The 10907-nt window shown below is 59.9% G+C and carries 11 protein-coding genes; 8 read left to right on the forward strand and 3 right to left on the reverse strand.

Annotation, left to right across the window (positions count from 1 at the left end; all coding sequences use genetic code 11):
* Window positions 1-404 precede the first annotated feature (404 nt).
* Entirely contained in the window at window positions 405-668 is a 264-nt protein-coding gene (locus QM996_RS31425; protein WP_334141984.1) for a hypothetical protein, read from the forward strand.
* Between the two features lie 521 nt (window positions 669-1189).
* Here the strand turns inward: QM996_RS31425 and QM996_RS31430 are convergent.
* Window positions 1190-1552 (reverse strand): hypothetical protein, encoded by a 363-nt coding sequence (locus tag QM996_RS31430; RefSeq protein WP_334141986.1) that lies wholly within the window; start codon window positions 1550-1552, stop codon window positions 1190-1192.
* Between the two features lie 1037 nt (window positions 1553-2589).
* Window positions 2590-3264 carry a hypothetical protein gene (locus tag QM996_RS31435; RefSeq protein WP_334141990.1) on the reverse strand — a complete coding sequence of 225 codons (675 nt, stop codon included), beginning with the start codon at window positions 3262-3264 and terminating at the stop codon, window positions 2590-2592.
* A 687-nt stretch (window positions 3265-3951) separates the two neighbouring features.
* On the opposite strand from QM996_RS31435, the gene QM996_RS31440 reads away from it, so the two are divergent.
* From QM996_RS31440 to QM996_RS31470, 7 genes are all read left to right on the forward strand, one after another.
* Entirely contained in the window at window positions 3952-4380 is a 429-nt protein-coding gene (locus QM996_RS31440; RefSeq protein ID WP_334141992.1) for an acetyl-CoA carboxylase biotin carboxyl carrier protein, read from the forward strand.
* Window positions 4380-5777, forward strand: coding sequence for an acetyl-CoA carboxylase biotin carboxylase subunit (locus QM996_RS31445; RefSeq protein WP_334141994.1), 1398 nt, complete (start codon window positions 4380-4382; stop codon window positions 5775-5777). Before QM996_RS31440 ends, QM996_RS31445 begins: the two co-directional genes overlap by 1 nt.
* A gap of 136 nt (window positions 5778-5913) precedes the next feature.
* The gene (locus QM996_RS31450; RefSeq protein ID WP_334141995.1) at window positions 5914-6231 is read left to right on the forward strand and encodes a hypothetical protein; all 318 of its coding nucleotides are present in this window, start codon (window positions 5914-5916) and stop codon (window positions 6229-6231) included.
* A complete protein-coding gene (pxpB, locus tag QM996_RS31455) occupies window positions 6228-6938 on the forward strand; it encodes a 5-oxoprolinase subunit PxpB (protein WP_334141997.1) in 711 nt (236 codons plus the stop codon). Before QM996_RS31450 ends, pxpB begins: the two co-directional genes overlap by 4 nt.
* Complete coding sequence (locus QM996_RS31460) at window positions 6935-7927, forward strand: 5-oxoprolinase subunit C family protein (RefSeq protein ID WP_334141999.1); 993 nt, start codon at window positions 6935-6937, stop codon at window positions 7925-7927. The genes pxpB and QM996_RS31460 overlap by 4 nt, the downstream gene beginning before the upstream one ends.
* 10 nt (window positions 7928-7937) lie before the next feature.
* Window positions 7938-8705, forward strand: a complete 768-nt coding sequence (locus QM996_RS31465) for a LamB/YcsF family protein (protein ID WP_334142001.1) — start codon at window positions 7938-7940, stop codon at window positions 8703-8705.
* Window positions 8706-8753: 48 nt separating this feature from the next.
* Window positions 8754-9956 carry a pyridoxal phosphate-dependent aminotransferase gene (locus QM996_RS31470; RefSeq protein ID WP_334142003.1) on the forward strand — a complete coding sequence of 401 codons (1203 nt, stop codon included), beginning with the start codon at window positions 8754-8756 and terminating at the stop codon, window positions 9954-9956.
* Between the two features lie 4 nt (window positions 9957-9960).
* Here the strand turns inward: QM996_RS31470 and nac are convergent, their stop codons facing one another.
* Entirely contained in the window at window positions 9961-10866 is a 906-nt protein-coding gene (gene nac, locus QM996_RS31475) for a nitrogen assimilation transcriptional regulator NAC (protein WP_334142005.1), read from the reverse strand.
* Window positions 10867-10907 lie beyond the last annotated feature (41 nt).

Consider the following 10907-nt stretch of genomic DNA (forward strand, 5'->3'; position numbering starts at 1 on the left):
CGTCGCCTCCAATGTTCACAACATCATCCCGAAATCTGACAAAGTCAACATATCTGAAAGAAAATCTGACAATATGGCGATGCAACGTGAAGTCGCAGTTTGGGATGGGCATTTCAGGAGGAGGACAGATTCTCGCAATCTTGGCTATCGATAGCCTCCGCGACATATGTCCTGAACGAGATTATGTTTCTGGCGGGGAGGAGTTTGAAAATGTGGGGGGAGGTCAACTTTGGTAAGTGGAGAGACAAAGGCAAAACGCTTCCGCAGGTTTTGGTCGCGGATCCCGACTGGTTCTTTTGGGCACTAGACGAAGGTGCATTTAAAGGGGCGCTTGCGACACAGGCAGGGAAGCTGGCGCGTCGAGCAAGGTCTATAAAATTACCGTCAGCGTTGGCGGGCACGCATTGCGTCCAACACTATCCCACGGTGGCAAATATGCGCGTTTCGACCTGATTGAATCAGACCAAGGGCCGCATCATGGTTCAAGCACCGAAGTGCGTCGATCCACCCTCAATATGGAGTTTCCACGTGGGATCAAGCAGTACGACAAGATCGGGTGTAAGCAACTGATGAAAAGCTTCAAGCACCACTGGTTTGAAGGAAAGCCTTTTAACAAGGCGAAAGTTGAAGCGTTTTTTGATAATGTCGCGAACTTTGAAAATCCGTAGACCACGGACTCAGCTAGGGTGTCAAGCGGTTGAGAAGACTGATAAATTTGAGGGCGAGACACCTCTATTGGGGCGGGGTGGTTGGTTCATATCCCTTCATGGCGAAGGATCGGAGACATCCGGACTGAGCGGCATGTTGTCGGCTTCCAGTCGTCTCAGGCGGATGGAGAGTTCGCGTTGCTGCCTTTGATCTGAACGCCCGGGAAGCGGGAAGAACGGATTCTTGGTCGGTATGAATCCTAGCGTCTCAATTGGGGCCGTTTCCTGCTTGTCCGGTTAAAGGCGCCCAACTGGGAAAACCGCCGTTCACCCGTCAATTTTAATCCTCGGTGCAGGTGGTCAGCTATTCCGGCGGCTGTAGACCCGTATGAAACTACTCACGAAACTTGTCGCGCGTTTCCCGTCGAGCGCTCAGACCAAAACACGCCGAATCTCTTTCATTAAAGTTTGAAGCCCCTATTTGAGAAGCGAAGGTCGAAGCAGGCCGTAGACATTGACCTTTACGCCCAATCCGCTGGCCGTCAGGTTTTCGGTGATGGCAAATCGAATTCTATGAAGAACCGTGCTGCGCGCTTTGCCTCCTCATTAGAGACATCGGGGCCCAATTCTCTTTCAAGGGCGGCAATTTCGCGAAGTATTGTCAGCATGCGGTCGAGCGCGAACTCCTCTGCACGAACACCTTCGCGTTCCTCAATCGCAGCGATTAAACCTTGGGCCAAGGACTTCACGACGGTGCTTGGAGCGCTGCGGCGCTCGTCATCAAAAACGTCCTTGTTACGAGTGCGGAAGTTTCGCGCCTGTTTGACATATCGTCCAACATAGTAAAGCGCAGCTCGCGCGTTGGCGTCGGTTACTCCGGCGAGCACGTCAGTTAGTGATGTCATCGAGAAATCCTTATCAGATCGAATGCTGACTGGGGAAGGTCGGCGACTATGTATTCGTAGGATAGAGGGTTCGCCATGTCAGCCACGGGAACCTTTCTATAGTACTTGACCGCTTCGACACGAGGTATGACGCAGAGAAGTGGACGAAATGCCGACAGTGGTGAAAGCTTACTGATAGCGTGGATGTCAGAATGCTCTTCTGCTGTTATCCGCCTTTCGGCGAGCATATGGTCAGCACCCTTTCGAATCCCCATTCGGTTGAGATTTATCTTGTCGCCGTGAAGATCGCCTCCAATAACCTCATTTTCAAGCGTGCTGTATATTTCTAGCGGAGAAGAACTGGGCGGTACGGTAAAGTGTGGAGACTTATAATCCGCCCCAAAATAAGGGGTGCACCACATGTAATGAAGGCCGCCATAGTACTTTACGTTTATACTGTAAGCGACTTGAGTCATGGCTGAGTACAAGATCGGATTTTTTATGTTATCCATTCATTGTCCATGCGATTGTGAATTAATTGAAGGGTTTAGCCTAGCACAGCAAAATGCCCCTGAACAGAGTTGCAACTCAGTCACCGCTTAGCTACGACCGGCCTGGAGATCCCCTCCGGGCATGCCGCCGTCATCGGGAATGGCGGGAAGGCCCCAAGCCCCGTCCTTCGGACCGGCAGGTATAGGTACGCCGAGGTGGTAGATTTTGGACAGGAGCACGAGGCGCTGGAAAGACCGGGATGGCGGCGCGTTGCAGTCGGAGCTCATTGACGAGGTGAAGGGCAGCTTCCCGGCGTAACTCCCCGGAACTTGCTAGCCCGCTTCCCACTGAGCTGACATTCAGCGAAGTAAGCCGCGCGGCTGCTTTGGGAAAAACTCGCGGGCACGTGAACGCCGAAATAAGGGCGCACACCGGCCGAGGTCAGTGCTCGCGTTCGGCCGAGTTGGTCAAGCGCGAGTGTGCCTCAGTTGTCTTTTCGACCTCGCGAGATGCGGCCGGCGCCGGCTACGGTGAGTTCACCAGGATGACGTGCGTTAAAGAACCCCTCAATCTGCCTGCATGTAATCCGCCACGCTGTAGCAATGGCTCGCCTGATAGGCGTTCCGCCCGCGGTTCATGTGCGTCAGGTTGAACGTGCGAATGGCGCGCACCACGCGGCGGCTCCCGAGGAGTTTGCGGATCGAGACAGAGCCGCGCACATTGATGCCGAAAATGTCCGCACCACGCGGAAAGAAATAACTGACGTCCTCTGGCATCGCGACGCTTTGCTCGAGAAAGGGTTCGTCCACCCGGCTCGGCGTTGCTGAACGATCTGTAGTGAAATCCGAAAGATGCACGATGAATCTGGCGCGGATATCGTCGCCTTGAGCATAGAGCGTGAAAAGCTCCATCCAGCTCGCATTGACGCGTACGAGCGGCTTGTCCGAGGTCGACGGCAGACAGGAAACCGACCAGTAGTAACGCTCGGTCTTGCGCAGCAGGGGAATGCAGTTTGGACCGTATAGCCCGAGAATCTCCAGCACTTCCCCCGCTTGCGGTCGACGAAGTAGCTTCTCAAATCGAGCGACATATTTGAAGCGCTGTTCCAGGGACTCTGAGCGGTCGCCCGCGTCCGGCAAGTCGATCTTGCCCGCTATCCAATCGCGCTGCTGCTCAAGATCAAGGAATTGCCGCACACCGATGGTTCTGGGGCGAGAAGTCGTGCCCATGTCAGGCACCATGCGAAATTCGTGTGCTCGTCATCAGCCGACCCCTGTGTCGTCGCTTGGGCGGTTGCGATTCTAAGCATCGCGCCCAGTGCGCGTCCGAATGATACGTCGCGGACGGAGAATTTGGAACGGCCGCGCGACCACGAGGAGAAAGTTGCCTCACCGTTCGCTGCCTTCGCAACGGCTTGACTTCAAGGCTGATGTTGCCGGCTCTGCAGAGCGGCCGCTTCTCGGATCAGAGTTCGAACTACGCGATGGCCGCAATGGGGGCGCAATGCTGTCGTTTGCAGTCCTAAGCGTGGACGCGCCTTACAGGTCGGACAGAACTGTGCTTCCATGAGCCCTGCAAGCCTTGTTGCTGTGATGTTCACCCTTTGGGCCACGAAGATCGCATAATGTATCGACTGGAATGCTGGGACAATTTACTCAGTCGAATGACGGACCCGTCGCATCAGGCCCGCGCGGCACCTCTTTAATCGGTCAAGCCTGGTGCGAAGGGCTCGGGTAGGATGTCGCGGCCGCTGCCTGGGACGCTCCATTCGTTCATCGCCGCAGTTTTTAGACCTGGCCGTGGTGTCTCTATTCAAAGTTTGTCTGCCCCCATCAATCGGGATGCTGTGTAAGATTCCCCCGAATGCACCGGACGGATCGCGGCTCTAAGGGCCGCACCCCGGTGATCTTTGTTCCATGGGGAAAACAATGGATCTGCAGAAGATCAAGACGCTTCTCGATTTTGTCGGGCGTTCGCGCGTCTCTGAGTTGGTGGTCAGCGATGCGGACACGACCGTCGTCATCCGCAAGCCGGTTCGTGACGCTGCAGCCAACCAGGAAATTGCGACCGCAATACAGGCACTATCGACGGACGAGCCGGCTAGGTCGGAAAACCGGCCACAAACACAGCTTGTTCGCGCTTCGACGTCAGGCATCGTCCATCGGTCAAGCAGCCCTGGATCCGCTCCAATCGTCGCCGAAGGCGATGCGGTAGAAGTCGGGCAGGCTCTCTGCATCGTGGAGGCGATGAAGGTCTTCACGACCATCTCGGCTCCGTTCGGCGGTATCGTCACGCGCATCTTCTTTGAGGACGGCCAGGAGGTCGCCTTCGGTGACCCGCTCGTGGAGATCGGCTGATGGACGCGTCTTTCCAGGCCGGCCGGGAAATCGGCCACTCATTCCAGTCCGTCCTCATCGCCAATCGCGGAGAAATCGCTGTCCGGATCGAACGGGCCTGCAAGGAACTCGGCCTTCGCGCGATCCTTGTTGCATCCGAGGCGGACAGGGTCGGAGTGTCAGCACCGGGCGAAGGTGGTCCACTCTCGATCGGGCCGCCATCACCGGCCAGGAGCTACCTCAACCAGGCGGCGATCCTGCTTGCCGCGCGTGTGACTGGCGCGGAGGCGATCCATCCGGGTTACGGTTTTCTCTCGGAGAATGCTGATTTCGCCGAAGCCGTCGAAAAGGCCGGGCTGGTTTTCGTCGGCCCCTCGGCCTCGGCGATCCGCACCATGGGCGACAAGATCGCGGCGAAGCGCGCAATGATCGCTGCCGGCGTCCCGTGTGTGCCGGGACCGGGCGAACCTCTCCCTGATAATGTCGAGGCCGTGCGCGTTCTTGCCGAGGCCATTGGCTACCCGGTCATCGTCAAAGCGGCCGGTGGTGGCGGGGGGCGGGGCATGCGCGTCGTGCGCGATGGCGCCGACATAGCCGATGCGGTCGCGATTACGCGTGAGGAGGCGCGCCGGGCCTTCGGCAAACCTGAACTCTACATGGAAAAGTTTCTGGAGCACCCCCGCCATGTCGAGTTCCAGGTACTTTGCGACAATCACGGCAATGCGGTCTGGGTCGGTCATCGCGATTGCTCCGTTCAGCGACGGCACCAGAAAGTCGTCGAGGAGGCGCCGGCACCCGGTATCGCGCCGGAGCTCGCGGAGAGGATCGGCGCGCGCTGCGCCGAGGCCTGCCGGCAGATCGGCTACCGCGGCGTTGGTACCTTCGAGTTCCTGTACGAGCACGGGGAGTTCTACTTCATCGAAATGAACACCCGGCTGCAGGTCGAACATCCCGTGACGGAGGCGACAGCCGGCGTCGACCTGGTCCATGAACAGTTGCGTGCCGCCCAGGGCGACGTGCTCGACACGGGCCGCTTTCGCGGCGAGGCGAGAGGACACGCCTTCGAATGCCGCATCAACGCGGAGGACCCGACGACTTTCATGGCTGCCCCGGGCCGCATTTCAGCGGTTCGTTTTCCGAGCGGACCGGGCATTCGCGTCGATACCCATGTCTCGGCCGGATTCCGGGTTTCCCCATACTATGATTCTCTGATCGCCAAGCTGATCGTCCATGCGCCGACCCGCGACGAGGCGATCCGGCGCATGCAGGTCGCCCTTGCGGAAACCAGGATCGAGGGCATCGCCACCAACCTTCCGCTGCACGAAAGGATCTTCGCCGATCCGGATTTCATGCAGGGCTGTGTCGATATTCATCATCTTGAAAAACGTTTGAGGGAGGAAGCCTGTGTCAAGGCGTGACCGATCGTCAGGCAGATCCGGGATCGGTGACTTCTCCGATCCGGCGCTAATCTCCACTCTCACCACCTGGCTTGGCGCTTCCGGCGCGAGCGAGTTGGAGATCAGCACAAAGGACGGGCACGCCTTGAAGATTGTGATGGCCCCCGACGCAAGCCCGGTGAGGCATCGTGACGAGGCTCAGGACGCCGCCTCGTCGGCCCCTGAAGGTCGGGCCGTCAAGGCGCCGCTTGCCGGAGTGTTTCGCGACCGGCATCCCGGCGGCTTCGGACCTGGACCGCTTGCCGGCGAGGACCGTACGCTTGAGGCGGGCGATATCGCCGGTTTTGTAGAGGTCGGGCCGATCCTCATCCCGGTAATCGCGCCGGCAACCGCTCTCGTGGCAGGAGTTCATGCCCGTGCCGGAGAGCTGATTGGCTACGGCGATCCCGTTTTGACGATGGAACACGCCCAATGAGTGTCCTGCAACAGACGCCATTTCCGACGCCGACTTCAATCGTCCCGAATACCGAGGGGTTGGCGAAGATTTCCTTCATCGGTGCGCGTGCCTTTCTGCTCGAGGCACCCGGCGCCTTCGACCTGCCAAACCAGAGGCGTATCTGGGCGCTCTCCCGCGCGCTCGAGGCGCACGAAGACGTCGCCGAGATCGTTCCGGGTATGACGAACCTGCTGATGATCTTGAAGGAGACCCCAGACGATCCGGAAGTGGTCGTCCAACAACTGCAGGACGAATGGCAGCGCGCGCAGGGCATCGATCTTGCCGGTCGGCAAATTGATGTCTCCGTCATCTATGGCGGCGAACATGCCACCGATCTTCCGGCGCTTTGTGACCTCAGCGGCCTGAGCGATCGGGAAGTCGTGCGCATTCACCACGAAGGCATCTATCGCGTCTTCGCCCTCGGCAGTGCGCCGGGCTTCGGGTACCTGCACGGGCTTGATCCACGCATTCACATGCCGCGAAAGACCGTGCCCTCGCTCAAGATGGCGCGGGGCTGCGTAACGATCGGCGGCATGCAGACCGGTGTGGCTGTGCTGACCGGCCCGAATGGATGGAATTCGATCGGCTTTGCCGAACTTCAGATGTTCGATCCCTTGGCCGCAACACCCGCTCTGATGGCGCCCGGCGATATCGTGCGCTTCCGCCCCGAAAGGATCGAGCTGTGATCGAGATCGTCGAAACAGGTCCGCTGAACACCGTCCAGGATTTGGGGCGGCCGGGTTATCGCAACATCGGAGTCACGGCCTCAGGAGCGATGGACTCCCTGGCTATGGAGGTCGGCAACATTCTCCTCGGCAATCCGCAGGGTGCCGCCGTCATCGAGGTACAGACTTTCCCTTTCCGGCTACGTTTTGTGAAAGGCGGCGCATTCGCTGTCACGGGTGCTGATTGCGGGGCGAAGCTCGATGGCGTCGCCCTGCCACCCTGGTGGGCTGTGCAAGCTGAGGCCGGTCAGGTGCTGGAGCTCTTCCCGCCGCTTCGCGATGCACGGGCCTATGTGAGCCTGACTGGCGGGGTCGATGTGGCTCAGGTGATGGGATCGCGCAGCACGTCGTTGCGCGGAAACTTCGGTGGGCTTTCCGGCCGAACCCTTGCCGTCGGCGACGACATCGCGACCGGTCCAGGCGAACCTGCAGTCCTGCCGAAGGGCGGCTTCGGCGTTGTCCCGCCAACGGTTGCTTTGAAGGATGTGTTTCCTGTCGACGAAGATGGGGCGCTTCTCATTCGCGCACTGCCGGCCGGCGAACATGATCTCTTCGGGTCCGACGCGGATCGGTTCTGGCGCCAACCGTGGAAGATCTCGGCGCGCAGCGACCGCACGGGGTACCGCCTCAGCGGAGATCCGATCCATCCGGTGGAAGTGGTGGAGATGCGTTCGCATGGCGTCGTGCCCGGTGTCATCCAGGTGCCACCTGCAGGCGAACCGATCGTCCAGATGAGCGATGCCAACACGGCCGGAGGTTATCCGAAGATCGCCGGCGTCATCGAGGCGGATCTCTGGCGGATGGGACAGGCTCGCATTGGTTCGACGCTGCGTTTCTTGCCGGCGACGCACGCCGAGGCTCGGGCCATCGAGAAGGCGCTCGCCGCCTATGTCGAAGACATCAGAAACACCGCGCGCCTCGTCAGCAAGGCGCTCGCCGCCATGGCTTAGGAGGACATTGATGAAGGTGGATCTCAATTCCGACATGGGCGAGGGCTTCGGACCCTATTCGCTCTGCGATGACGAAGCGATGATGGATGTCGTGACTTCCGCCAACGTCGCCTGCGGCTTTCATGCCGGCGACCCAGAGACGATGGCCCGGATGGTGCGACTCGCACGGGCAAGGGGAGTTGACGTCGGTGCGCATCCGGGCTTGCCTGACCGTCAGGGTTTTGGCCGCCGCGAACTGCCCTTCGGCCCTGATGAACTGCGCCAGCAGATGCTCTATCAACTGGGCGCGCTGATTGCGATCGCCCGCGTGGAAGATGTGCGGGTCTCCCATGTCAGTTTTCACGCGGCAATGGGCAACATGGTCAATCGTGATCCCGACCTGGCGGCTGCGATGATGGCGGCGATCCGTGTCATCGATCCCGAACTGATCGTCTTCGGTACGTCCGGCAGCATCATTGAACGCGCGGCGCTCGACGCTGGGCTGAAGACGCTGACCCTCTTCCTTGCGGACCGCGCCTATGATGCCGAAGGCAAGCTCGTGCCGCGTGGAAACCCTGGTGCCCTCGTCAAGGACGAGGCCTTGGTCCGCTCAAGGGTGCGGCAGTTTCTGATAGATGGGACCGTAACCGCCATCGACGGGACCGTGATCCCCATGCGGGCTCGTTCCATCCTCGTGCATAGCGATACGCCGGGCTCGCTCGAGCTTGCCCGTGTCGTCCGCAGCGAAATCGAGACAGCTGGCGGCGAGGTGACGCCCGTCTCCAAGCTCCTCACTTGACCCCCGCACACCGCAAAGCCTTCTCCGCCCCTATCGAAAGCAACGATTATGCCCGCTATTGCCGACCGCCTGAAGAATGTTTCCGTTTCCGCTTCCGCCACAATGACCCAGCGTGCCCGCGACCTTGCGGCAAACGGCGTCAAGGTTATCAGCCTCTCCTCTGGCGAGCCGGATTTTCCGACGCCCGTCAACGCCGTCGAGGCGGCCCATGCCGCGGCGCTTGCCGGCGACACGAAGTACCCGCCGCTCGATGGAACACTGGCACTCAGGCAGGCCGTTGCCCGGAAGTTCAAACGGGACAATAACCTCGACTACGATCCCTCCGAGATCGTCGTGGCCGGCGGCGGGAAGCAGATCATCTTCAACGCTGTCCTTGCCACCTGCAATCCCGGTGACGAGGTTGTCATCCCTTCGCCCTCGTGGATCAGCTATGCGGATATCGTCAAATTCGCCGGCGCGGTACCGGTTCCCGTCAATTGCCCGCAACAGAACGGATTCAAACTCAGGGCCGAAGACCTCGAAGCCGCGATCACGCCGCGCACCAAGTGGCTGTTTCTGAATTTCCCAAACAACCCGACGGGTGCTGCCTGCTCGCGGGCCGAGATGAAAGCGATTGCCGATGTGATGCTCAGGCACCCCAATGTCTGGATCATGACCGACGACATGTACGAGCACCTGATCTACGACGACTTCGAATTCTGCACGATTGCCGAAGTCGAACCACGTCTTAAGGATCGCGTGCTGACGGTCAACGGCGCATCGAAGGCCTATGCGATGACTGGTTGGCGTCTTGGTTTCTGCGGTGGCCCGGAGGGCCTGATCAAGGCGATCAGCAACGTCAACGGCCAGAACAGCGGCGGCACGTCGACGATCACCCAAGCCGCTGTTGCCGCCGTGCTGGACGGGCCGCAGGACATCCTCAAGGAACGGGCGGCGATCTACAGGAAGCGGCGCGACTTCGTGGTTGAGCGGCTCAGTGCAATCGAAGGCATCCGCTGCCATAAGCCGGAAGGCGCATTCTACGTTTTCCCGAATATTGCTGAACTCATCGGCCGGACCAGCAAGAAGGGCCGCAGGATCGAGAACGATACGGATTTCGTGTTGGCGCTGCTCGACGAACATCACGTGACGACCGTGCAGGGCGCGGCCTACGGCATGAGCCCGTTCTTCCGCATTTCCTACGCGACCAGCATGGAGCAACTCGACGAGGCCTGCGGTCGCATCGCCGAATTCTGCGCCGGTCTTCGGTGAGTACTCAGTCTTTGAGACGGGCGGTGAGTTCCATGAGGATCGACCTCACCGCCAGTGCTGGCTCTGATAGTTCGCTCTGATCGGAAACGCAGAGCGATAGGGTCTCCTCAATCTTCGGCGCCACCATGCGTGAAACCAGAGGTTCGGAGGATTCTGCAACGATTCGTTCCGCGATCGCGCGTGGCATGATGGTCGCGCCGACGCCACTTGAGACGGCGCGCCCGAGTGTGCGAACGATTTCGACCTCGGCCACGACATTGAGCGACAGGCGGGCGCGCGTGAAAGCAAGGTCGATCGCCCGGCGCACGAAATTGTATGGTGGCGGGAGGAGCAGCGGAACATCGTTGAGCGCACTCAACGGTAGCGGCGCGTCACCCGGTTCGATGCCGAAATCGCGATGTGCCACGAGGTGAAACTCTTCGACGAAGACCGGTTCGAAGCGGACGCCCTTGATTGGTCCGGTACCATGGATCAGCGCCATTTCCAGCCGGCCGTTCATGATCATCTGGCTGTAGGTCTGGCCGACGCTTTCGGTCAGATGCAGCAGGATGCCTGGGTGCCGCTTGCGCGTCTCCGTCAACAGGTCGACGGAGAGCGTAGCAGCACTCGAAAATGGTACGAGGCCGACCGAGACGCGCCCGACTAGGGTGGCGCCGGCTGCCTTCACGTCTGCCTGTGCCTGGTCCATTTGCCGCAGGACGATCTGGGCGTGACGATAGACAGCCTTGCCGGCCTCCGTCATCGAGACCCCCTGCTGGCTGCGGATCAGAAGCTTCTGGCCGAAATGGTCCTCCAGCGCGGCAAGTTGCTGACTGAGGGCCGGCTGCGCGATGTGAAGAACGTCGGCCGCACGTGTGATGCTCCCGGTGTCGACGATGACGATGAAGGATTTAAGACGCCTGGTATCCATATGCCCTGCCTGCCTGTTCGGCGCAAATGTTACAGGCCGGT

The sequence above is a fragment of the Sinorhizobium chiapasense genome, assembly GCF_045277575.1.
GTDB classification, from domain to species: Bacteria; Pseudomonadota; Alphaproteobacteria; order Rhizobiales; family Rhizobiaceae; genus Ensifer; species Ensifer chiapasense_A.

Excerpts from the sequence above, each read along its gene's own strand:
- QM996_RS31430 (WP_334141986.1), bottom strand. The coding sequence starts at position 1,552 with ATGACATCACTAACTGACGTGCTCGCCGGAGTAACCGACGCCAACGCG.
- QM996_RS31435 (WP_334141990.1), bottom strand. The coding sequence starts at position 3,264 with ATGGTGCCTGACATGGGCACGACTTCTCGCCCCAGAACCATCGGTGTG.
- QM996_RS31440 (WP_334141992.1), top strand. The coding sequence starts at position 3,952 with ATGGATCTGCAGAAGATCAAGACGCTTCTCGATTTTGTCGGGCGTTCG.
- QM996_RS31445 (WP_334141994.1), top strand. The coding sequence starts at position 4,380 with ATGGACGCGTCTTTCCAGGCCGGCCGGGAAATCGGCCACTCATTCCAG.
- QM996_RS31450 (WP_334141995.1), top strand. The coding sequence starts at position 5,914 with ATGGCCCCCGACGCAAGCCCGGTGAGGCATCGTGACGAGGCTCAGGAC.
- pxpB (WP_334141997.1), top strand. The coding sequence starts at position 6,228 with ATGAGTGTCCTGCAACAGACGCCATTTCCGACGCCGACTTCAATCGTC.
- QM996_RS31465 (WP_334142001.1), top strand. The coding sequence starts at position 7,938 with ATGAAGGTGGATCTCAATTCCGACATGGGCGAGGGCTTCGGACCCTAT.
- QM996_RS31470 (WP_334142003.1), top strand. The coding sequence starts at position 8,754 with ATGCCCGCTATTGCCGACCGCCTGAAGAATGTTTCCGTTTCCGCTTCC.
- nac (WP_334142005.1), bottom strand. The coding sequence starts at position 10,866 with ATGGATACCAGGCGTCTTAAATCCTTCATCGTCATCGTCGACACCGGG.